Annotated in this window: 20 protein-coding genes; 7 read left to right on the plus strand and 13 right to left on the minus strand. The window is 68.2% G+C overall.

Features of this window, described 5'->3' with window-relative positions:
• Positions 1 to 132: 132 nt before the first annotated feature.
• A complete protein-coding gene (locus tag ACYJP6_RS19280; protein WP_459476898.1) occupies positions 133 to 951 on the minus strand; it encodes a GNAT family N-acetyltransferase in 819 nt (272 codons plus the stop codon).
• Positions 948 to 1,469, minus strand: a complete 522-nt coding sequence (locus ACYJP6_RS19285) for a cupin domain-containing protein (RefSeq protein WP_459476900.1) — start codon at positions 1,467 to 1,469, stop codon at positions 948 to 950. The genes ACYJP6_RS19280 and ACYJP6_RS19285 overlap by 4 nt, the downstream gene beginning before the upstream one ends.
• An 83-nt stretch (positions 1,470 to 1,552) precedes the next feature.
• On the opposite strand from ACYJP6_RS19285, the gene ACYJP6_RS19290 reads away from it, so the two are divergent.
• Genes ACYJP6_RS19290 through ACYJP6_RS19315 form a run of 6 tightly spaced genes read left to right on the plus strand, consistent with a single transcriptional unit; the run spans position 1,553 to position 8,966 of the window.
• Complete coding sequence (locus ACYJP6_RS19290) at positions 1,553 to 3,778, plus strand: ABC transporter substrate-binding protein (RefSeq protein ID WP_459476902.1); 2,226 nt, start codon at positions 1,553 to 1,555, stop codon at positions 3,776 to 3,778.
• Complete coding sequence (locus tag ACYJP6_RS19295) at positions 3,775 to 4,752, plus strand: ABC transporter permease (protein WP_459476904.1); 978 nt, start codon at positions 3,775 to 3,777, stop codon at positions 4,750 to 4,752. The genes ACYJP6_RS19290 and ACYJP6_RS19295 overlap by 4 nt, the downstream gene beginning before the upstream one ends.
• A 5-nt stretch (positions 4,753 to 4,757) precedes the next feature.
• Positions 4,758 to 6,215, plus strand: a complete 1,458-nt coding sequence (locus ACYJP6_RS19300) for an ABC transporter permease (protein ID WP_459476906.1) — start codon at positions 4,758 to 4,760, stop codon at positions 6,213 to 6,215.
• Positions 6,212 to 7,864: an ABC transporter ATP-binding protein gene (locus tag ACYJP6_RS19305; protein WP_459476908.1), complete on the plus strand. Its 1,653-nt coding sequence runs from the start codon at positions 6,212 to 6,214 to the stop codon at positions 7,862 to 7,864. Before ACYJP6_RS19300 ends, ACYJP6_RS19305 begins: the two co-directional genes overlap by 4 nt.
• Entirely contained in the window at positions 7,861 to 8,397 is a 537-nt protein-coding gene (locus tag ACYJP6_RS19310; protein ID WP_459476910.1) for a GNAT family N-acetyltransferase, read from the plus strand. Before ACYJP6_RS19305 ends, ACYJP6_RS19310 begins: the two co-directional genes overlap by 4 nt.
• Positions 8,394 to 8,966 carry a GNAT family N-acetyltransferase gene (locus ACYJP6_RS19315; RefSeq protein WP_459476912.1) on the plus strand — a complete coding sequence of 191 codons (573 nt, stop codon included), beginning with the start codon at positions 8,394 to 8,396 and terminating at the stop codon, positions 8,964 to 8,966. The genes ACYJP6_RS19310 and ACYJP6_RS19315 overlap by 4 nt, the downstream gene beginning before the upstream one ends.
• Positions 8,967 to 9,004: 38 nt before the next feature.
• On the opposite strand, the gene ACYJP6_RS19320 is transcribed toward ACYJP6_RS19315, so the two are convergent.
• From ACYJP6_RS19320 to ACYJP6_RS19370, 11 genes are all read right to left on the minus strand, one after another.
• Positions 9,005 to 10,216, minus strand: a complete 1,212-nt coding sequence (locus ACYJP6_RS19320) for a nitrate/nitrite transporter (protein ID WP_459476915.1) — start codon at positions 10,214 to 10,216, stop codon at positions 9,005 to 9,007.
• Between the two features lie 469 nt (positions 10,217 to 10,685).
• On the minus strand, positions 10,686 to 11,201 hold the full coding sequence (locus tag ACYJP6_RS19325) for a DUF4142 domain-containing protein (RefSeq protein ID WP_459476919.1): 516 nt from the start codon (positions 11,199 to 11,201) through the stop codon (positions 10,686 to 10,688).
• Positions 11,202 to 11,319: 118 nt separating this feature from the next.
• The gene (locus ACYJP6_RS19330; protein WP_459476921.1) at positions 11,320 to 12,075 is read right to left on the minus strand and encodes a hypothetical protein; all 756 of its coding nucleotides are present in this window, start codon (positions 12,073 to 12,075) and stop codon (positions 11,320 to 11,322) included.
• On the minus strand, positions 12,075 to 12,269 hold the full coding sequence (locus ACYJP6_RS19335) for a hypothetical protein (protein WP_459476923.1): 195 nt from the start codon (positions 12,267 to 12,269) through the stop codon (positions 12,075 to 12,077). Before ACYJP6_RS19335 ends, ACYJP6_RS19330 begins: the two co-directional genes overlap by 1 nt.
• A gap of 94 nt (positions 12,270 to 12,363) precedes the next feature.
• Entirely contained in the window at positions 12,364 to 13,605 is a 1,242-nt protein-coding gene (alaC, locus tag ACYJP6_RS19340) for an alanine transaminase (RefSeq protein WP_459476925.1), read from the minus strand.
• Positions 13,606 to 13,740: 135 nt separating this feature from the next.
• Complete coding sequence (locus ACYJP6_RS19345; protein ID WP_459476927.1) at positions 13,741 to 14,988, minus strand: acid phosphatase; 1,248 nt, start codon at positions 14,986 to 14,988, stop codon at positions 13,741 to 13,743.
• 68 nt (positions 14,989 to 15,056) lie between these two features.
• Positions 15,057 to 15,629, minus strand: a complete 573-nt coding sequence (locus tag ACYJP6_RS19350; RefSeq protein WP_459476929.1) for an ANTAR domain-containing response regulator — start codon at positions 15,627 to 15,629, stop codon at positions 15,057 to 15,059.
• Positions 15,630 to 15,640: 11 nt separating this feature from the next.
• Positions 15,641 to 16,837 carry a CmpA/NrtA family ABC transporter substrate-binding protein gene (locus ACYJP6_RS19355; RefSeq protein WP_459476931.1) on the minus strand — a complete coding sequence of 399 codons (1,197 nt, stop codon included), beginning with the start codon at positions 16,835 to 16,837 and terminating at the stop codon, positions 15,641 to 15,643.
• Positions 16,838 to 17,079: 242 nt separating this feature from the next.
• On the minus strand, positions 17,080 to 19,464 hold the full coding sequence (locus tag ACYJP6_RS19360; RefSeq protein ID WP_459476933.1) for a penicillin acylase family protein: 2,385 nt from the start codon (positions 19,462 to 19,464) through the stop codon (positions 17,080 to 17,082).
• Positions 19,465 to 19,607: 143 nt separating this feature from the next.
• Entirely contained in the window at positions 19,608 to 20,387 is a 780-nt protein-coding gene (locus ACYJP6_RS19365; RefSeq protein WP_459476935.1) for a hypothetical protein, read from the minus strand.
• A gap of 43 nt (positions 20,388 to 20,430) precedes the next feature.
• Entirely contained in the window at positions 20,431 to 21,399 is a 969-nt protein-coding gene (locus ACYJP6_RS19370) for an alpha/beta hydrolase (protein ID WP_459476938.1), read from the minus strand.
• 133 nt (positions 21,400 to 21,532) lie between these two features.
• On the opposite strand from ACYJP6_RS19370, the gene aroC reads away from it, so the two are divergent.
• Positions 21,533 to 22,624 carry a chorismate synthase gene (aroC, locus tag ACYJP6_RS19375; RefSeq protein ID WP_459476940.1) on the plus strand — a complete coding sequence of 364 codons (1,092 nt, stop codon included), beginning with the start codon at positions 21,533 to 21,535 and terminating at the stop codon, positions 22,622 to 22,624.
• Positions 22,625 to 22,790 lie beyond the last annotated feature (166 nt).

Genomic DNA, 22,790 nt, shown 5'->3' on the forward strand with positions numbered 1-22,790 from the left:
AGCGAAGCCCAACATTGCCTCGGGGGCCGGCCATGTTGGGCTTCGACGATAACGCCGTCTCAACCCAACCTACGCTCTATCGCCGCCATGGCAGCGATTCCCGCGGTCATCTGGAGCGAAAGAGCTACCTGCCTAACCACCCGCACCCGTCCGCAGCAACGTACCTATCCCACCCGCCACGACGAAACCCGCCTTGGCATAGAGCCGCTGAGCCTGATGTCCATCCTCGGCGACGATCACGAAGGCCTCCACCGCCTGGCGCTGTTGCCAGAGCACCGTGCCGAGCAGCGCCTGGCAGAGGCCGTGGCGGCGCCAGTCCGGGCGGGTGGTGACGGCCTGGAAGCGACCCAGTCGACCGAGGCGATAGAGGCCGAGATAGGCCAGGAGCTCCTCGCCAGCGAAGACACCCCACCAGTCGCCCAGACCGCTGTCACACAGCGAGCGGTAGCGCCGGGCCTGGTAGTCCAGATAGCGCCGGTGGGCCTCTGGGTGTTCGGCGCCTGGGGTGACGTCGGCTTGCAGCACCTGCCACTGCTGCCAATCGGCGGCGCGTTCGAAGCGGCGGATGTGCAGACCCTCAGGTAACGCCGGAGCTTGGGGTACGGCATCGGCTGGCAGGTGCATCGAGACCAGGCGTAGATAGTCGTAGCCGCCAGGCAGGTCCGCGGGTGGTACTTCCGCCGAGGACTCTGGCCAGACGAAGGCGCGGTGAGCCAGGGATTCCGGGCTGCCTAACAGACCTTCGAAATGGGCTGACCAATCGGCTACCTGCTCGGCGGTGGGGCGCCGGTCCAGCAGCAGGTAGTTGCCGAAGTAGTAGTCGGGACAATCCGGCGTGCGAATGCCCACCCAGTGTTCGCCATAGGTAAGGCAGGTATCGGGCGCCAGCTGCAGTTGGGTGAGCAGGCCGGCATTGGCCCGAATGGAGGCGGGGAGTCTTGGCCAATTCACGGGCAGCCAGCGTCCTCTGCAGGTGACGTCGCCACTCCCGGATGCGGCCCCAGCGCTCGCTGTGGATAATCCCGCCACTGCTTGTCGCCCAGGCTGGCGGTGAATGCCGGATGCAGTGGATAGTGCAGCCGATTGTCCGCGCGGTTGGTATCGCCGACCACCAGCAATTCCACCGGCTCCGTGGTCTCGTTGAGGAAGGTATGGGTGACGCCATCGCCGGCCTTGAAGCCGACGCCGTCCCCGGGTTTCAGCCGATGAGCGTGGCCGTCGATCCAGGCGGTGGGGTGGCCTGCGATCACATAGATGAATTCGTCCTCGGTGGCTTCGGCATGGGGGCGCGAGGTGCGTCGGCCGGGGGGCAGCAGCTCATGGTGGATCCCCAGGCGGGCGAAGCCGAAGTGGCGGCCGAAGGCGGCGCCCAGGGAGAAGCGCTCGTCACTGTCCGCATAGCCGGGGCCGTCGGGGGACTGCAGGCTGGACCAGTGGATGATCTTGTCGAAATCTTTCCGGGATTGCATGGGGTGCTGCGCCTCGCGGGAAAATAGCTCAAGCTTAGCCGTTGTGGCGGAAATGCCATCAGGCCCTCTTGCGCAGGAACGAGATGCCCAGATTCTTCAGACGAGCCGCCTTGCTGGCGACCTTCTCTTCGCTCTTGGGCTGCTCGCCGAGCGACACGCCGATCAACAGCCCCTACCGCGCCGGGGCCGAGGGGCAGAATACCCTCTATACCGCCTTCACCACCCGCTCGCCGAAATACCTGGATCCGGCCAGTTCCTATTCCGGTGACGAGACCAATTTCACCTACAACATCTATGAACCGCTGTATGGCTATCACTATTTCAAGCGGCCCTACGAGCTGATCCCGCGGGGCGCGGAGCGGGTGGTGGCGCCCTATTACCTGGACGCCCAGGGCCAACGCCTGCCGGACGAGGCGCCCGCGGCGCAGATCGCCGAGAGCGTCTACGACATTCCCATCCGGCGCGATGCCCGCTACGCCCCCCATCCGGCCTTCGCCCGCGACGCCCAGGGCAACTACCGCTATTTCCCGATCAAGCCGGAAGACCTGGCCGACCGCTACCAGATCCCCGATTTCCCCGAGACCGCTACCCGCGCCCTGACCGCCGCCGACTACGCCTATGGCCTGCGCCGCCTGGCCAGTCCGCGGCTGGTCTCGCCCAGCTACGGCATCTTCGCCGAGCACCTGGTCGGCATGCAGGCCTTCGGCGACCGGCTGCGCGCCCAGGACAAGGCCCTGCGTGCCGGCTTGCCCAAGGGCGCGCCGCTGCCCTGGCTGGACCTGCGCCAGGGCGACCTGCCCGGGGTGCAGGTGCTGGACGATCACACCCTGCGCCTGCGGGTGAAGGGCAAGTACCCCCAGTTCAACTATTGGCTGGCCATGACCTTCGCCGCGCCCATCCCCTGGGAGGCGGATCGCTTCTACAGCCAGCCGGGCATGACCGAGCACAACCTCGGCTTCAACAGCTGGCCGGTGGGGACCGGGCCCTATCGCCTGGCCGAATCCATCCCCAACCGCCGGCACGTGCTGGAGCGCAATCCCGCGTATCACGCCGATCCCTATCCCTGCGAGGGCGAACCCGAGGATCGCGAACAGGGCCGCCTGGACGACTGTGGCAAGCCCATGCCGCTGATCGACCGGGCGGTCTTCAGCCTGGAAAAGGAAGGCGTGCCGCTGATGGGCAAATTCATCCAGGGTTACTACGACGCGCCGCAGATCGAGCGGGGCGAATACGGCGTGGCCCTGCGTACCCGTGCCGGGGATTCGACCGATTCCGCCGAGCTCTATCGCGAGCGCGGCCTCAAGCTGCCGACCGCGGTGGAGGCCTCCAACTGGTACCTGGGCTTCAACTGGCTGGATCCGGTGGTGGGGCAGGGCGCCACGCCCGAGCAGCAGGTGCGCAATCGCAAGTTGCGCCAGGCGCTGTCCATCGCCTTCGACTGGGAGAGCTACATCACCGTCTTCCTCAATGGCAACGGCCTGGTCGCCAACGGCCCGCTGCCGCCCGGAGTGCTGGGCTACGAGGCGCCGCCGGCGGGCAGCAATCCGGTGGTCTACCGCCTGGTGAATGGCCAGCCCGAGCGACGACCGATCGAGGAGGCGCAGCGGCTGTTGGCCGAAGCCGGCTATCCCGATGGTCGCGACGCCCAGAGCGGGCGGCCGCTGATTCTGCAATACGATGCCCAGAGCAGTGGCGACAGCGCCATGTTCGACTGGATGCGCCAGCAGACCGCCAAGCTGGGCATCCAACTGGAGTTGCGCGGCTCCGACTACAACAGGTTCCAGGACAAGATGCGCAAGGGCGCGGCGCAGATCTTCTTCTGGGGCTGGAACGCCGACTACCCCGATGCCGAGAACTTCCTCTTCCTCTTCTACGGCCCCCAGGGCAAGGCCAAGCATGGTGGCGAGAATGCCGGGAACTACAGCAATCCCGAGTTCGATCGGCTGTTCGAGCAGATGAAAAGCCTCGACGACGGGCCGCAGAAGGTCGCGCTGATCCGGCGCATGGTCGCCATCGTGCAGCAGGACGCGCCCTGGCTGTTCGGCTGGAATCCGCTGTCGGGCGGCGCCTACCAGCAGTGGGTCTACAACGCCAAGCCGACCCAGATGGTGCGCGACCAGTTGCGCTATTTGCGCCTGGACCCGGCCCTGCGCGAGCGCAAGGTGCTGGAGTGGAATCGGCCGCTGCTCTGGCCGCTATGGCTGCTCGTGGGCCTGGCGCTGCTGCTGGTCTGGCCGGCCTGGCTCATCCTCCGCCGCCGGGAGCGCCAGACCGCCTTTGGCGATAGGGCACGGGAGGAGCGGCCATGATCGGCTATCTGCTGCGGCGCCTGGCCTATGGTGTGTTGATCCTGATCGGCGTGAACCTGCTGACCTTCGTGCTGTTCTTCACCGTCAACACCCCGGACGACATGGCGCGCCTGGCCATTGGCGGCAAGTACGTCACCGCCGAAGCCGTCGCGGACTGGAAGGCCGAGCACGGCTACGACAAGCCTCTGTTGATTAATACCACCCGTGAAGGGATGCAGCGTTTCACCGACACGCTCTTCTTCGAACGGTCGGCCAGCCTGCTGGTCTTCGACTTCGGCACCTCCGACAGTGGCCGGGAGATCGGCCGGGAGATCGCCGAGCGCGCCGGACCGAGCCTGGCGCTGGCGCTACCGACCTTCGTCCTGGGCCTGGTCGCCAGCGTCGGCTTCGCCCTGCTGCTGGTATTCTTCCGCGCCACCCGCCTGGATTTCTGGGGCGTGGTGCTCTGTGTGCTGCTGCTGTCGATCTCCTCGCTGTTCTACATCATCGCCGGCCAGTGGCTGTTCGCGAAGATCCTGCGCCTGGTGCCCTATTCGGGCTACGAGGAGGGTTGGAATCTGTTGCGCTTCCTGGCGTTGCCGGTGGTGGTGGCGGTGATTTCCGGCCTCGGCAGCCAGGCGCGCTTCTATCGCGCGCTGTTCCTCGAGGAGATCGGCAAGGACTATGTGCGTACCGCCCGTGCCAAGGGTCTGGCCGAGCGCCAGGTGCTGCTGCGCCATGTGCTGCGCAACGCGGCGCTGCCGATCCTCACCGGGGTCGTCTCGGCCATCCCGCTGCTGATCATGGGCAGCCTGATCGCCGAGTCCTTCTTCGGCATCCCCGGGCTGGGCAGCTATACCATCGACGCCATCAACGGCCAGGACTTCGCCGTGGTCCGGACCATGGTGTTCCTGGGCTCGGTGCTCTACATCGTCGGGCTGATCCTGGCGGACCTGTCCTACACCCTCGCCGATCCGCGCGTTCGCTTCGAGTAGCCGCCATGCCGAAATTCGTCTTGCTCTGGACCGATCTCGCCCTCTACCTGCTGGTGGCCGGTAGCCTGTTCTATGCCTGGCGTGCGCGCCGCCAACCGGCCTTGCGCGCGAGCTGGCGGCGGGTGCTGCAGGATGCCCCGGCGATGAGCGCCGCCGTGGTGCTGGCCAGCTTCGTCGCCATCGCCCTGCTGGATTCCGTGCATTACCGACCGCAACTGCCGGCCGCACCCGGGGCCCAGGCGCCGATCTATGCGCCCACGGTGCTCTCGGCCCTGGATGGCCTGCTAGCCGGGACCTCGCTCACCGAGCGCGAGAAGACCTACTCCGCGCCTCTGGCCACCCACCAGTTCACCAAGGAAACCCTGGGCACTACGGCAGACGGCAAGCCGCTGCGCGACTTTCCGCGGCTCAAGCATGCCGGCACGACGTTGCGCGATCCCGCCTTGCAGTGGCGCGGCGACGTGCTCGGTCGACTGGCCCTCGGCTCGCTCGGCGGCCTGGCGTTGGCCCTGGCCACCGCCGCCCTGGCGACGGCAAGGGTGCGCGAGGCGGGCGGTTTCGCCGCCAGTTGCGGGCTCATCGTCCGTGGCCATACGGCCACGCCTTGGCGCGCCATCCTGCTGACCTGGCTGGGCGTCTGCCTGGTGGCCGGCAGCGTGATCGGCCTGGCCAGCGGCTACCACGTGCTGGGCACTGACAGCACCGGCAACGATGTCCTCTACCAGTCGCTCAAGAGTATCCGCACCGCCTTCGTCATCGGCAGCCTGACCACCCTGGCCATGCTGCCGCCGGCCATCGGCTTCGGCCTGGCCGCCGGCTACTTCAAGGGACGGGTGGACGACGTCATCACCTATCTCTACACCACCCTGACGTCCATTCCCGGCGTTTTGCTGGTGGCGGCCTGCGTGCTGATGATGCAGGTGTTCATCGACCGCCATCCGGAGTTGTTCGACACCGGCGCGGCACGGGCCGACCTGCGGCTGTTCATGCTCTGCCTGATCCTCGGCCTCACCGGGTGGGCCGGGTTGTGTCGCCTGCTACGCGCCGAGGCGCTCAAGCTACGCGAGCTGGAATACGTGCAGGCGGCGCGGGCCTTCGGTGTTTCCCACTTCACCATCCTCCGCCGGCACCTGCTGCCCAATGTCTTCTACCTGGTACTCATCACCCTGACCCTGGAATTCTCCAGCCTGGTCCTCTATGAGGCGGTGCTGTCCTACCTGGGCATCGGCGTGGATCCGACCATGAATTCCTTCGGCTCCATGATCAACGATGCCCGTACCGAGATGTCCCGCACCCCCATGATCTGGTGGAATCTGCTGAGCGCCTTCGCCTTCATGCTGGCCCTGGTGCTGGCCGCCAACCTGTTCGCCGATGCCGTGCGTGACGCCTTCGATCCACGCAGTCGCCGCCTGAGATCCGCGTGGCTCAGACGCCGTCCCGGCCAGGGCGAGGTGCAGCCATGAGCACCGTCCTGGACATTCGTGACCTGGACATCCTGGTCGAGGGCGAGGAGGGCACACGCCAGGCGGTCAAGGGCCTGGCCCTGACCCTGGCGCGCGGCGAGACCTTCGCCCTGGTGGGAGAATCCGGCAGCGGCAAGAGCGTCACCGCGCTCTCGCTGCTGCGCCTGCTGCCCCCTTCGCTGGGCATCGCCCGCGGCGTGGCCCTGCTGGCCGGCACCGATCTGCACCGGCTGCCGGAGCGGCGCCTGCGCGAACTGCGCGGCGGGCGCATCGGCACCATCTTCCAGGAGCCCGCCACCAGCCTGAATCCGGTGATGCGCATCGGCGAGCAGATCGAGGAAACCTTGAGGGCCCACACCCCGCTGCGCGGCGCCGCGGCCCGCGCCAAGGTGGTGGAGTGGCTGCGCCGGGTCGGCATTCCCGAGCCGGAACGGCGGATCGACGACTATCCCTTCCAGTTCTCCGGCGGCCAGAAGCAACGCATCATGATCGCCCTGGCGCTGGCCGCCGAGCCCGACCTGCTGATCGCCGACGAGCCCACCACGGCGCTGGACGTCACCGTCCAGGCGCAGATCCTGAGCCTGCTGGCCGACATCCAGCGCGAACTGGGCATGGCCATCCTGTTGATTACCCATGACCTGGCGGTGGTGCGCCAGGTGGCCCATCACGTGGCCCTGATGCGCCATGGCGAGATCGTCGAAAGCGCCCCGGCGGCGGAGTTCTTCCGTGCCGCCCGGCATCCCTATGCCCAGGAGCTGTTCGCCGCCATCCCCACCTTCGCCAAGCGGGGCCAGACCCTCGCGGGCCAGCCCCGCGCGTTGCCCGCCCGCATGCCGGGCGAGCGGCTGCTGGAGGTGCGCGACCTGGCCGTGCATTATCCGATCCGCCGCGGCGCCTGGGGCCGGACCCGCGACTGGGTCAAGGCGGTGGACGGGGTGGACTTCGACCTGCACGCCGGCGAGACCCTGGCGCTGCTGGGCGAATCCGGTTGCGGCAAGACCACCACCGGCAAGGCGCTGCTGCGCCTGCTGGACGGTCCGCGCATCCAGGGTAGTGCCCGCCTCGGCGGTGAAGACCTGCTCGGCGCCGATCGCCGTACCCTGCAGCGACTGCGCGGCCAGGTCCAGATCGTCTTCCAGGATCCCTTCGCCTCCCTGGACCCACGCATGCGCATCGGCGCCACCCTGGAGCAGGGGCTGTTGGCCCTGCGTCCGGAGCTGGCCACCGCCGAGCGGCAGAAACGTGCCGCCGCCCTGCTGGAGCGGGTCGGCCTGCCCGGTGACACCCTGCAACGCTTCCCCCACGAATTTTCCGGCGGCCAGCGCCAGCGCATCGCCATCGCCCGGGCGCTGATCGTCGAACCTCAGGTGCTGGTCTGCGACGAACCCACCTCGGCGCTGGACGTCTCGGTGCAGGCGCAGATCCTCGACCTGCTGCGCGAACTGCAGGCCGAGCGGGGCCTGGCCTATCTGTTCATCACCCACAACTTCGGCGTGGTCGAGTACCTGGCCGATCGCATCGCGGTGATGGAGGGCGGGCGTATCGTCGAGCAGGGCAGTGCCGAGCAGGTCCTGCGTACCCCTCGCCACGCCATGACCCAGCGCCTGCTGGCCGCCGTGCCGCGGCTGGACGTCGGGACCGCGCCATGAATTTTCCGCCACGCATCGCCCTGGCCGACTTCGCGCTGGTCTGGCCGCAACCGCGCCTGGCCGCGGCCTTCGCCGAGGCGCTGAACGTTAGCTACGCCGAGCATCGGCGTTTCCTCGGCTGGGCGCGGGAGCACACCACGGTGGCCCAGGCGCGCGACAGCCTGCTCGCCGCCCGGGGCACCTTCACCCTGGCCCTGGGGGAGAAGCGCTATTTCCTGGTGCGCGGTGACGAATTGCTCGGCTGCCTGGGGCTCACGCCACTGGATGGCGGCCGGCGCTACGAGGTCGGCTACTGGATGCACAGCCTGCATGCCGGGCAGGGCCTCATGAGCACCGCGTTGCGCCATTTCGTCGAGCAACGCGGCAAGGCCGGTCTCTATCTGACAACCTCCGCCGCCAACGGTCCCAGCCAGCGGCTGGCCGAGCGGGTCGGCTTCCGCCGTATCCGGGTGCTGGACGACGATCGCGCAGGACCCGGGGGCGAGCGCTGCGCGACCTGGGTCTACGAACTTCCACCGGATGCCACTGGATGACCCGCCCGAGCGTACCCCTGCAATATCCGCCACGCTTCGCCGTGAGCGAGGCGGTGGAACTGATCGACCTGACCCTGGCCGATCCTGCCGCCGTGGCCGACTACTACCGACGCAATCGCCAGCACCTGGCGCTATCGATGCCACGGCGCTCCGACGCCTTCTATACCCTGGCGCAATGGCAGGGGCAGGCGGCCGCCTACCGCGCCGGCGGGCCCGGGCTGACGGAGCTGCGGCTGGTGCTCAAGACGGGGCCCCTGGTGATAGGGACGGTGAATGTCAGCCAGATCTTTCGCGGGGGCTTCCAGGCCTGCTACCTGGGTTACGGTCTGGACGCGGACTGGCAGGGCCAGGGACTGATGCGCCAGGCGGTGCGGCTGGCGCGGGATTTCGTCATCCAAGAGCTGGGCCTGAATCGCATCATGGCCAACCATCTGCCGGAGAACGCCCGCAGCGCGAGACTGCTGCACAGCCTGGGTTTCGAACGCGAGGGCCTGGCCCGGCGCTACCTGGAAATCGATGGCGTCTGGCGGGATCACGTGCTCACCAGCTACGTGCGGCCCGCCCCTTGAACGAAGAAACCCGGCGGAGCGCCTCCGCCGGGTTCGCTTCACACCCGGGCTGCGGTAACGGCAGCCGAGCCCCAGGTGGTGCGCCAGCGGCGCTTGACGCTGAGCAGGCCGAACCAGGCGAGCACGCCCAGGGCGGCGAACAGCCAGAGACCGAGCTGGTAGTCGCCGGTGGCCTGCTTGACTGCGCCGAGCCCCGCGGTAAGGGCGAAGCCGCCGATGCCGCCGGCCATACCGATCAGGCCGGTCATGACGCCGATCTCCTTGCGAAAGCGCTGGGGTACCAGCTGGAACACCGAGCCGTTGCCGGCGCCGAGGCTGAGCATGGCGACCACGAACAGCGCCAGGGCGGCCATGGCGCTGGGCAGGTGGAAGCCCACGGCGGCGATGCAGATCGAGGCCACGGTGTACATGCCGAGCAGGGCGCGGATACCACCGATACGGTCGGCCAGGGCACCGCCCAGCGGGCGCATCAGGCTACCGCCGAAGACGCAGGCGGCGGTGTAGTAGCCAGCGGTGACCGGGTCGAGGCCGTACTGGTCGTGGAAATAGCCGGGCAGGGTACTGGCCAGGCCGAGGAAGCCGCCGAAGGTCACGCTGTAGAAGAACATGAACCACCAGCTGTCACGGTCGCCCAGGGCGCGGGCGTAGTCCGCCAGCTTCTTCGACGCCGGACGCTCCGGCGCATTGCGGGCGCAGAGCACGAAGACCGCCAGGGTCAGGATCAGCGGGATCAGCGCGAAGCCGAACACGTTGGTCCAGCCGAAAGCCTTGGCCAAGGCCGGGGCGAAGAGGGCGGCGAACACCGTCCCGGAGTTGCCGGCACCGGCGATGCCCAGGGCCTTGCCCTGGTGCTGCGGCGGATACCACTGCGAGGCCAGCGGCAGGGCTACGGCGAAGGACGCTCCCGCGAAACCGAGGAACAGGCCCAGCAGCAGGGATTGCTCGTAGCTGTGCACACCGACCTGCCAGGCCACCAGCAGGGCCAGGATCACCACCACCTGCCCGATGATGCCGGCGGTCTTGGGCGATAGCCGATCGGCAACGAAACCCAGCACCAGGCGCAGTACCGCACCAGCCAGGATGGGCGTGGCGACCATCATGCTGCGTTGCTGGGTGGTCAGTTGCAGATCAGTGGCGATCTGCACCGCCATGGGGCCGAGCACGTACCAGACCATGAAGCTCAGATCGAAGTAGAGGAAGGCGGCGAACAGGGTCGGCGCATGGCCGGCTTTCCAGAAACTGGGACTCATGGAGCACCTCGGGCAGGTCACGGACATAAAAAAAGCGCCAGCCACCCTCCCCGTTGCCGGGAGGTGAACTGACGCCTTTGTCGGTTGGGGTGACCGCCGTTGGCCACCGCTGCCTGAAGCTTTGCAAGAGCGGCGCCAAGTTAATCGACGCCGCGATTCACCGGCCTCGATGGCGTTGGTGGCGCCCAAATAGGCGAGAGGGCTGCACAATGATCGGGCGCCCTCCTGGGAATTCGCCCCTTATTGGCGCTTGCTGGAGCGGTAGGAAAAAAGTACCAATCGCAGACAGGGCGGTTCGCCGATGCGGCCGCTCCTAGGGGACACCGTAGGTTGAGTCGAGCGCAGCGAAGCCCGACATCGCCTTTGCGGACCGGCAATGTTGGGCGTCGACGACCAAGCCGTCTCAACCCAACCTACAGACTATCGCAGCCAGGGCCGCGACAGGGAGTTCCCGGTGCGGTCCGGCGTGCTACTTGGCGTACTTGCTCTGCAGCGCCTTGGCTTCCTGGAGGTGGTGCTCCAGCGCCGGCAGGGTCTTCTGGGCGAAGGCCTTCAGCTCGGCGTCCTTGCTGGTCTCGGCTTCGGTACGGAAGATCGCGATGGTCTGCTCATGAGCCACCACCTGGTTGTTGGCGTAGGAGCGGTCAAAGGAGTCGTCCCGGACCTGCAGGATCATGGCCTTGGCCTTGTCCATCAGCTCGGCGTCGCTGGAGACTTCCAGCTTCTTCTGCTGGGCCAGAGCCTTGAGTTGCTCGTTGGCCTTGGTGTGGTCATCGATCATCTGCTGGGCAAAGGTCTTGATGTCCTGGGACTGGCTCTTTTCCAGCGCCAGCTTGCCTGCTTCGATCTCGGCGATGCCCTTGGCCGAGGCGTCGTCGACGAATTCGGCCGGAGACAGCTTGTCGGCGGCCTGCGCCAGACCGACACCGGCAGCGAAGAGGATGGCGAGGGACAGGCTGGAAGCTTTCTTCAGCATGGGCGTCATGAGGGTGCTCCTGATTTCCTAGGCAGAGTGAAAAGGCGGCGCCTCAGAGGTAACCGCCCTGCAAATGGGACCTGCCTAAAAAGTCATACGTTCCCTACGGGAAACCCTGGAGGCCACGTCAGCTGCGGCTTACGCTTAAGCGAAACGCCTCGTAGGCATCGAAATCGAAGCGCGTCGCCGAGACGATCTGGCTCTGTTTCAGGGTGAGGTAGATGTCCTTGCCCTTGTCCGCGTAGTGGGTGGTAAAGGTCACCCAGAGTTTGTCCTTGTCACGGTAGCCGCTCATGATCGGCTTGATGCAGACGTCCTGGTCCGCGCCCTGGGTCTCGCTCGGCTCGCCGAGGGTGGTGATGCGGCCGACGTAGACCTTGCGCTCCTCCAGGGTGAGCATCAACGTCTCCTTGTTGATGGAGGCGGTCATCAGCAGGTCGTCCAGCGGGCTGTCCTTGAGGATGCCGGCGAGGATGAAGGTGCGGTAGTTGTCCTCGGTGAGGCCGTATTTGCGCTTGATGGTGCCGCGCGCCAGGGCCGCCCAGGCGGTGGGGATCAAGAGGGCGGTCACCGTGACCAGCAAGATCCAGGCGGCCTGCAACGGATCTTCCAGGGTGCCGGTCCGGCGCAGCAGCTCGGCGAGGCCGGCGAAATAGTCCAGCGAGAAGGTCCTGCCCCCAAGCGACCAGGCACGCTCCTGGACGAGCTGGGCGAGGCCCAGGTGCAGGATCACGGCGAGCAGGGTGCAGAACAGTCCGAAGCGGGCGCTCTGCAGATAGAGGTACTGGCCCTCGTAGCGGTGCAGGCGATAGAAGTACAGCGGGTGCTTGTGGCAGACGAGAAAACCGCTGACCAGGATCGGCAGGAGCAGCAGCAGGAACATCAGAGTTCGATGAGCCGCCGGGCGCGGTCCAGGTCTTCCTTGAATTCCGGGGAATCGAAGACCTCCGCCGGATCGATGCGTACCGTGCCGCGACCGACCACACGCATGGACTTATAGGAGTTGTTGATGCTCGCGGCCAGCTTGAGCTCGTCCACGGAGGGCGATTTGAGCAGGTTGAACAGGCCTTTCAGCATGGCGATGTCCTGAAGGGTGACTAGGCGCTTATAGCTTGGAACACCAGGACTGACAAGGATTCGCCGCGCCGCCGGTCGACGGCGCGGCGAAGGCTCAGGCCGGTTCGACCCCGGACTTGCGCGTGCTGACCCGTGGCAGCAGGCCGTCGGCGCGGAACATCTGCTTGATGCCGCGTACCGCCTGGCGAATGCGGTCCTGGTTCTCGATCAGGGCGAATCTGACGTGGTCATCGCCATAGTCACCGAAGCCCAGTCCGGGCGAGACGCAGACCTTGGCCTCGGCCAGGAGCTTCTTGGCGAATTCCAGCGAACCCAGGTGAGCATAGGGCTCGGGGATCTTGGCCCAGACGTACATGGAGGCCTTGGGGTTCTCCACCATCCAGCCGGCCTCGTGCAGGCCGCGCACCAGGACGTCGCGGCGCTGCTGGTACTGCTGGGCGATGTCGCGCACGCACTGCTGGTCGCCTTCGAGGGCGGCGATGGCCGCCACCTGCAGCGGGGTGAAGGTGCCGTAGTCGTGATAGCTCTTGATCCGAGCCAGGGCGGCGACCAGTTCGGGATTGCCGACCATGAAGCCGATCCGCCAACCGGCCATGTTGTAGCTCTTGGACAGGGTGAAGAATTCCACCGCGATGTCCTTGGCGCCGGGCACCTGCATGATGGAAGGCGCCTGCCAGCCGTCGAAGACGATGTCGGCATAGGCCAGGTCATGCACCACCAGCACGTTGTAGCGCTTGGCCAGCTCCACCACGCGTTCGAAGAAGTCCAGCTCCACGCATTGGGCGGTGGGGTTGGAGGGGAAGCCGAGGATCATCATCTTCGGCTTGGGAATGCTCTCGCGGATCGCCCGCTCCAGTTCGGCGAAGAAGTCCATGCCCTGCACCAGGGGCACCGACCGTACCTGGGCGCCGGCGATCACCGCGCCGTAGATGTGGATCGGGTAGCTCGGGTTGGGCACCAGCACGGTGTCGCCGGCATCCAGGGTAGCCAGCATCAGGTGCGCCAGGCCTTCCTTGGAGCCGATGGTGACGATGGCTTCGCTGTCGGCATCGATCTCCACCTGGTAGCGGTCGCGGTACCAGTGGGAGATGGCGCGCCGCAGCCGGGGAATGCCCTTGGAGGTGGAATAGCCGTGGGTGTCTTCGCGCTGGGCGACCTGGCAGAGCTTCTCGACGATGTGCGGCGGGGTCGGCCCGTCGGGGTTGCCCATGGACAGGTCGATGATGTCCTCGCCCCGACGGCGCGCGGCCATCTTGAGTTCGGCGGTGATGTTGAAGACGTAGGGGGGCAGGCGATCGATGCGCGCAAAGCGGCGCACGGGACTGGAGTCAGTCATGCGTTCCTCGAAGTACGTAAGCGCCCGGAACCGTCCGAGCGACGTGGGTCACGGGAGGTGACCTGCGGCGGACAGTAGCCGCAGGCCGCTGCGTTTGTCGAGGACTTTCGCTGCCCAGCCGGGCGGCAGCTCGGCTCAGGGGTGAGTGAGGGCGCCGAGCAGATCGAGGCGCTGCCATTGGCCGTCGGTGCCGGTGTCCAGCCCCAGTTCGGCGGCGCTGTCGGCGCGACTCAGGCGCTCCTGGCGTTGCCGCTCGGACAGTTGCGGCAGCAGTGGTTCGGCCAGGGCCAGGGCGCGCTCGGGCACCTTCACCGGCCGGCCACCCGGGTGGGCGGCGGGAAGGCCGTAGCTCAGGGTATAGCGGACGAAGGCGCGGGCGTCGGCACTGTTCCAGGGGTCGCTGGCAGTGGTGCCCGCGGCACATTGGGCCAGGGCCACACCGCAGGCCTTGGTCAGCGCGCTGCGCAACTGTTCGCGCGCCTCGTCGAACAGGCGGCGATAGGCCGGATCGGCCAGGTAGTGGGCGACGTTGTACTGGGCGATCATCCGGCCGCCGATGACGTCCAGCGGATAATGCACCCCCAGCACCTGACGCGAATAGCCGTAGCCGGCGCCGCGAGCGAGCAGCGCCCGGGCCCGTTCCGGCAGCATGGCGGCCAGCAGCAGGGTATCCGTGTAGCCGACGGTGCTATGGCCACTGGGGAATGCGCCGGCCGCGGCGGTGTAGGGCTGGCCATTGCCCAGGACCACGCGGTCCGTCACCAGGGTCACCGGCTTTTCCGGGCGCAGGAAGGGACGCGGGTAGTCGAAGTATTTCTTCGCCGGGGCCGTGCTCACTTCCGAGGCCTTGATCAGGGCGGCGGCCTTGCCCAGTTCGCCGCCTTCGTAGGCGGCGAGAAAAGCCTGGCCCAGGCGCGGTCCCAGGGCATCGGCGGTGAAGTAGAGGAAGGCGATGCCATCGGCATCGAGCAGGGCGCGGTCCTGCAGCGCCGGGGAGGCCTGCCGGTTGATCCGGGCGACGGTGGCCGTGCTGGCCGTCAGCAGGCTGGCCGGCAGCTGGCGGAAGCCTTCGAGCAACTGGATGTCGTCCTGCTGCAGCCGCTCCTTGGCGAAGTCGTAGCGGGCAGCGGCGAGCCAGGCGTCGTCGGCCAGGGGCGCGCCCTGGCGGACGTGATCGACACCGTTCTGGTCGAACGGCTGGGCGCCCTGGCGCAGCCGCTGCACCAGCAGCTCGCGCTGGTGCTGCTCCAGCTGGGCGAAGGCCGGTTGCTGGCCGGCCTGTTCCAGGCGGGCGAGAAAGGCCCGGGGTTCGGCGCTGGTCGCCTGGGCCAGCGGCGTGAGCAGCAGGAACGCGAGGGCGATACCGGCAGGAGCAGGACGCATGGGAGACCTCTTGGCTGAGTAGGTCGCCAGTATCCAAGCCCAGGATTGCGAGATTGTTACAATGTGTTTCAGCCTAGCAGTTCGCTCATGGCGATGATCTGGTCGGCCACCTGGATCAGCTTCTGCTGCTTGCTCATGGCCTGGCGGCGCATCAGGGTGTAGGCCTCGTCCTCGCTGCACCCGCGCATCTTCATCAGCAGGCCCTTGGCCTGGTCGATCTTCTTGCGCTCCAGGAGCTGCTGTTCGCGGGCCTGGAGTTCGGCGCGCAGGGCCTGGTCGGTCTCGAAGCGCGCCCGGGCGACATCGATGATGGCTTGCAGGCGGCTGGTCTGGATGCCCTCGACGATGTAGGCGCTCACTCCGGACTGGATGGCCCGGCGCATCACCGCCGGGTCGTGTTCGTCGGTGAACATGACGATGGGACGGGGCAGGTCGCGGGTGACCAGGCAGACCTGCTCCATCACGTCGCGCCCGGGTGACTGGGTGTCGAACAGGATGACATCGGGCCGCAAGGCCTCGATGCGGGCCGGCAGGTCGATGGTCAGGCCGGATTCCTCGATGACCTCGAAGCCGGCCTCGATCAGGGCGGCCTTGAGTCTGCCGACCTTCTTGGGGGTATCGTCGATGAGCAGAATGCGCAAGGTCGTGCTCCCTAGCGGTCGCTGAGTGCGTGAAGGGCGAAGCTGCAGGCGTAGCCGGCCGGATCGCTGCCGTCCCAGGTACGGCCGTCGAGCAGGGTGCTGCTGCGGTAGCGGGCGGGGACCTCCAGGCCCAGGCCGGTGGCGGCCTCCTGGTACAGCTCGGTGCACTGCACGGCGTGGGCGATGGCCAGGTAGTCGGGGTCCTCGCGCAGCAGGCCCCAGCGACGGAACTGGGTGAGGAACCAGAGCCCATCGGAAAGATAGGGCGGGTTGACCGCGCCCTGGCGATGGAAGGCCAGGGGATGGGCATCGTCCCAGCGGTGATCGAGCCCGTCTTCGTAGCGACCGAGGAAGCGGTCGGCGAGCAGGGCCGGATCGGCGTTCACGTAGGCGGGATCGCTGATCAGCTGGGCGGTGCCCAGGCGATTCTCCTGGCTTTCCTCGATGAAACGACTGGCGTCGAGCAGGGTGCGGATCAGCGCCCGGGCGGTATTGGGATAGCGCTCGGCGAAGGCGCGGGTGCAGGTCAGTACCTTCTCCGGATGGTCCGGCCAGATGGCCTGGGTGGTGGTCAGGGTGAAGCCCTGGCCGCGGGCCACGGCGGCGGCGCCCCAGGGTTCGCCCACGCAATAGCCGTCCACCCGGCCGGCGGCCAGGTGCTCGGGCATCTGCGGCGGCGGGACCAGCACGGTACGCACGTCCTCCAGGGGATGGATGCCCTGGGCGGCCAGCCAGTAGTAGAGCCAGAAGATATGGGTGCCGGTGGGAAAGGTATGCGCCAGGGTCAGCGGTTGGGCACCCGCCTGGCGGACCCGGGCGACGAAGGAGGCGGTATCGTGCACGCCTGCCAGGGCCAGGCTGCGCGCCAGGTTGATGCTCTGGCCGTTCTGCGCGAGGCCCATGAGCACCGCCATGTCGGTGGCCGGCGCGCCCCCGAGGCCCAGCTGGCTGCCATAGACCAGGCCGTAGAGGCAGTGGGCGGCATCGAGCCGGCCGCCGAGCAGGTTGTCCCGTAGCGCCGACCAGGAGGGCTGGCGGTGCAGATTGAGGGTCAGGCCATGGGGCTCGCCGAAGCCCTGGGTCGCGGCCACGATCAGCGAGGCGGCATCGCTGAGGGGCAGGAAGCCGAGGTTGAGCTCGGGTTTTTCCGGGGCGTCCGAACCCGTCACCCAGAGGTGCGCGGCAGCAGGGGCAAGGGAAGCAGGCATGAATTCTCCGGTCGCAGGAAAACGCCAGGGCGCCTCTGCGTGCACCATCCATGGGCGTTTCTGAATACAGCCTGCACCATTAGGGTGACAGGCACGGCACGCTTGCGGCCGTCGCGCGGAGCGGTCGCCGTGTGGGGCGGGGTTGCCGCCGTTCAGCGAGGGGGCGAGTCCGGGCGACGCCAGGCAAGGGTAAGGGGGGAGGGGCAAAACCCGCGCCAAGTCGCGGGTCGCCCTCCGCCGGATCACTTCTGCGGCAGCAGCAGCAAGCGGTCGCGGCCGTAGACACGCTCCAGATTCTGCGGCTGCAGCGGCAGGCTCTGGTATTGCCCCTTGGCCCAGCCCCCCGCCGGCGTACCCGCCTGGCTGGCTTGCAGGGGTTCGGCCAGGCCGAAGTCCACCAACAGGCGCAGGGACGGGGCCAGCCAGACCTGGTCATCGCCACCCCAGTGGCTGGCGGTCAGGTTCAGGGTAGAGGCATCGCCACCGCTGGCGACGTCGCCCAGCCGATGCAGGCGTCCCCACTGCCAACGGGCGCGGTCGCTGCCCAGGCGCTTCTCGCAGGCGTCGATGGCGCCCGCCAAAGCGCGGGCGAAGACGGCCGGCTTGTCTTCCCGGCCAGCAGCGCCGGAATCCTTCCAGTAGGGACTGTCGTCGCGGGCCAGCAGGTGGTCGACGACGGGGTTGTAACCGGTATCGCTAAGGGTGGTGAAGGCCCGCCAGGCCGGGCTGCCGGTGCCGCCCAGTTCATCGGCGAAGGTCTGCTCGGCCAGGGTCGCGAGGAAGGCCTCGTAGATCGCCGCGTCGGCGGAGCCGGCGGCCAGCCGGCCATCGAAGGTCCGCAGGCGCCCCAGGGCCTCGTCCGCGGCGCCACGCTGGGCGGCGGGCAGGGCGGCGATGGCCTGGCGCAGGGGCGCGGCGAAGCCGGGCGCCTCGAGCTGGGTCTTCAGCTTGGCGGCCAGGGTGGTGGTCTGGTCCTGTTGCAGGGCGATGGCATCGCGGGTGTCCAGTCGCGCCGCACGGCCGGCCAGTTGCGCCAGGCGCTCCTGCCGCTCCGGACCGGACCAGCTGCTGGACAGTTGCATGCCGTAGCCGCGGGGTACCACGCGCTGGTTGGCCGCGCCGAGCCAGCCCTGGGCCGGATCCTGGTCGTAGGGGTGCAGCATGGGATCGGCATAGCCGTCCCAGGCAAAGCGCTCGTCCCAGCCCGGCGCCGGCAGCAGGCCCAGGCCACTGCGACGGTTGGGGTAGCGCCCGGTCACCTGCCAGCCGACATGCTCGGCATCGGCGAACACCAGGTTCCAGTCGCTGGCGCGAATGTCCCGCGCCAGCTCGAAGGCACGCTCCACGTCCTTGGCCCGGGAGAGATCGAAGAGGGCGTCCAGGCTCTTGTCGGCTTCCAGGCGGCTGCTGCGCAGCGCCAGGCCATAGCCGGAGGCTTCCGGGGCCAGCGCCAGGTTCAGCAGGGGGCCGCGCGGACTGGTGTAGAAGGTCTCGCGGCGCGGTTTTTCGCCACGCACGAGGAAGGTCTCCACCCGCTCGCCGGCGGGCTGCCATTGGCCGCCACTCTGCACCTGCAGGCGGCCGCCCTGGCGTTGCAGGCGCTCCAGGTAGAGGTCCTGGCTGTCGCCCATCAGGGTGGCGGCGCCCCAGGCCAGCTTGCCGTTGTAGCCGTCGAGCAGCAGCGGCAGGCCGGGCAGGGTGGTGCCCACGGCCTCGAAGCGCGGGGCCCTGATGGTCACCAGGGTGAAGGGCGACTGACCCTGGAAGGCGCTGACCTTGTCCACGCCGAGCAGGCTGCGACCACTGCGGGTATGGCCGGGGGTGGCCGCCCAGGCGGTGCCGGTGGGGCCGCCGAAGGGGGCGCGCTGCGCCAGCTGGCGTTGCACCTCCAGCAGGGCGTCGAGGCCGGGTAGCTGGCCGCGCAGCGTGAGGCCGCGCAGCTTGGCCGTCTCCTCCTCGGGTAGGGGTTCGTCGGGATAGGTGGGTAGCAGCCAGGCCAGGCGCTCGGGGCTGACCTGGGTGGCCAGGACCAGTGCCGCGGTCTCCTTGCGCAGATCCACCGCCTGGGCGAAGTTCAGCAGTTCGAAGAGCAGGGCACTGTCTTCCGGCTTCCAGTAGTCGACGCGGTAGTCGTGGCCATCCAGCTCGATGCGCTCGCCGGCGCGGTAGAGGTAAGCGTTGACGCCGCGGGCATAGACTTCGAAGAAGGTCTTCAGCCGCGGCGAGGCGCTGGCGTAGGCCACCTGGGCCGCCTTGCGCAGGTCCACGGCGCGCATGAACCTGTCGCTGTCCAGGCGGCTTTCGCCGTAGGCCTCGGCCAGGCGGCCCTGGGCCAATAGGCGCAGCTCGACCATCTGTGCCAGGCGTTCGCTGGCGTGGACGTAGCCGAGGGTGAACAGGGCGTCGTGGAAGGTGGTCGTCTCGATCAGTGGCTGGCCTTCGGCGTTGCGGCGCACCGAGGCGGTCTGCGCCAGGCCGCGCAGGGGCAGGCTGCCCTTGAGTTGCGGTTGGCTGCGGGTCGGCTGCTCCTCGGCGAAGTACTGGCAGCCGGCGAGGGCGGCGGTCAGCAGGCCGAGGGTGGCGAGGCGCAGCGGCAGGCGCCGGCGAAGCGAAAGAGGCGAGACCATGAAGAGCGGGCACTCCGAGCGGATGGATGCGAACGGGGCGCTACGTTAGCAGGGTCCGTCCGGGGAGCAAGCCTCGGGCACGCGGTGGCGGTCGGGCGGTGCCGATCGCGGGTACGAGCTGTGTCGTGAACGGCAGGCCGCGCCTAGCGCAACGCCATCCAGATCAGCAGGGCGGCCTGGAACAGGCAGAACACCGCCAGGCAGCCGATGGCGAAGCGCATGGAGACGTCGTCGCGGCGATAGAGGGCGAGGCGGTCTTCGAGCTGGCGCAGGCTGGCATCGCGTTCGTCGATCACCCGGTCGCACTGTTCCAGCAGGGTGGCGCCGTCCAGCAGCGACAGCAGCTGCACCTTGTCGGCGTTCCAGTCCTCGCGCAACTGGCTGACCCGCGCGGCCCGGCAGACCTGCTGTCGCTCGTCGTCCGCGGTCGTCTCCACGGTGAAGCCCTGGGCATTGAGCAGGTGTTCGCGACGGCTACGACTGTCCTCGTCGAGGGCGTCACGCCGCGCCAGGGGCAGGTCCTGAACCTGGTAGTGGCTCCAGCGCAGCCGCGCCCAGGCGGCGGCGCGGGCCAGCAGGAAACGGCCGAGGCCACGTTCTTCCGGCTCGATCTGCAGGCCGCGCTCGGGGCCCAGGCGGATCTCGCCACGGCGATGGTCGGCCCAGACCTCCAGCACATTGACCTCGCGGTGCAACAGCTGCCCGGGAATCTGCACCGTCAGCCGCAACAGGCTCTCCTCGTCGGCGTGTCGCTCGACCAGGCCGAGTTGCACGAAGCGCAAGGGCCGTGCCCCGACCCGGCGATCCGCCGGCTGGGGCATCAGCCGCAACAGCTGGAAGCGCTCGGGCGCCAGGCTAGCCCAGGGATGGGGCTCGTTGGGGGCGGCCTCGACGGCCGGAGATTCTTGATCGGGGGCTTCCACGGACAGGCTCCAGGCGCGGCGCCTCCTGGGCGCCTTTGCTGGCTTATCGGCCGGCGCCTGGGGAACCTGAGTGCTCGACGAAGGCGGCGACACGCTGCACCACCTCGCGGGCCAGCGGCAGCTTGGGATCGTCGTAGGTGGGCAGCTGCGCCGGCAAGCTCGCCGGAGCGATGCGCAGCACGTGGTTCATGCCGGGGATGATGGCCAGCTCGGCCTCCGGCTTGGCGCGGTGCAGCGCCCGGGCGTCGGCGACGTCCACCTGGACGTCGTGGGTGCCCTGGATGATCAGCGCCGGTGCCCGGATGCCGGCGAAGGCCCTGGCCGGGTCCTGGCGGAACAGCGAGATCAGATAGGGCTGGACGCTGGGGCGCAGCAGCACCAGCAGCTCGCGGGGTACCTCGGGCACCGGCGTACCCCGCAGCAACTGGTCGATGATCCACTGGGCGCTGGCCAGGGCGGCGGGCGACAGCTTGCCCGCCAGTTGTTCGCGCAACACCACGTCGATCGGCCGGCCGCTGCCGGCCAGGGTCACCACGCCGCCGACCGGCACCCGGTCGGCGGCCAGGCTGGCGATCAGGGCGCCTTCGCTGTGGCCGAGCAGGATCACCCGGGAAAAGCGCGGATCCGCCTCCAGCAGCCGGATCCAGCCGACCAGGTCGTCGACGTAGCGCTCCACGCTGAGGTGGCTCTCGTCCGGTTCGGCACTGCGGCTGTCGGCCACGCCACGCTTGTCGAAGCGCACGCTGGCGATCCGCTGCCGGGCCAGGGCCTCGGCCAGGCGCTGGAGGGCGGCGTTGCGCGCACCCGGACCGTTGCCATCGCGATCGGTGGGCCCGGAGCCGGAAACGAAGAGCACCACCGGCTGCGGATGGTCGCTACGGGGCAGGATCAGGCTGCCCTTGAGCACGCCGCTGCCGGTGTCGAGCTGGATCGGACGATAGAACACGGGAGCGGCCGCCTGGGCGAGGGAGGGGAGGACTAGGCACAGCAGCAGGGAAAGCAACAGACGCATGGGGAAACGGACACCGAAGACCTGGGGTGTGGGGCCTATCCCGCACACAATCCGTGTAAAAGACCACGGCGCGTGTAAAATCGCCCACTTCCAGTTGAATCTACACCTTTCACCCGTAGCGCGGAGCCCTCGCATGTCCGGCAATACCCTCGGCACGCTGTTCACCGTCACCACCGCTGGCGAAAGCCATGGTCCGGCGCTGGTCGCCATCGTCGACGGGTGCCCTCCCGGACTGCCGCTGGACACCGCCGACCTGCAGCGCGACCTGGATCGCCGCAAGCCCGGTACCAGCCGCCACACCACCCAGCGCCAGGAAGCGGACGAGGTGGAGATCCTCTCCGGGGTCTTCGAAGGGGTCACCACCGGCACGCCCATCGGCCTGCTGATCCGCAACACCGACCAGAAGTCCAAGGACTACTCGGCGATCAAGGACCTGTTCCGCCCGGCCCATGCCGACTACGCCTATCACCACAAGTACGGCCTGCGCGACTACCGCGGTGGTGGCCGCAGTTCGGCGCGAGAGACCGCCATGCGCGTGGCGGCCGGCGCCATCGCCAAGAAGTACCTGGCCACCCAGGGCATCCGGGTGCGCGGCTACATGAGCCAGCTGGGGCCCATCGAGATCCCCTTCAAGACCTGGGACAGCGTCGAAGAGAACGCCTTCTTCAGCCCCGATCCGAGCAAGGTCCCGGAGCTAGAGGCCTACATGGACCAGCTGCGTCGTGATCAGGATTCGGTGGGCGCGCGGATCAGCGTGGTCGCCGAAGGGGTGCCGCCGGGCCTGGGCGAGCCGATCTTCGACCGTCTCGACGCCGAGCTGGCCTATGCGCTGATGAGCATCAACGCGGTGAAGGGCGTCGAGATCGGCGCCGGTTTCGCCAGCGTCGCCCAGCGTGGCACCGAGCACCGCGACGAGCTGACCCCAGCAGGTTTCCTGACCAACAACGCCGGTGGCGTGCTGGGCGGCATCTCCTCCGGCCAGCCCATCGTCGCCCACCTGGCGCTCAAGCCCACCTCGAGCATCACCACCCCGGGCCGCTCCATCGACGTGCACGGCCAGCCGGTCGACGTCATCACCAAGGGCCGTCACGATCCCTGCGTGGGCATCCGTGCCACGCCCATCGCCGAGGCCATGATGGCGCTGGTGCTGATGGATCACCTGCTGCGCCAGCGCGCGCAGAACGCCGAGGTGCGGGTTGCCACGCCCGTCCTGCCGCAGCTCTGAGCCCCTGGGCATGACCAGCGGCGTAGCGACCGAACTGCGTTGAAAGGGCCGTCGAACCGCTCGTCTGCGCCCCGTGCAGCCGAGCGTGAGTCCGATCCGTCTCGCGGGCCTGGTCGCCTTGTCCGGCGCTAGCCCGCAGGAGCCGGCACGGGTGCCCAGCGCCGAG

Source organism: Pseudomonas sp. No.117 (assembly GCF_054558395.1).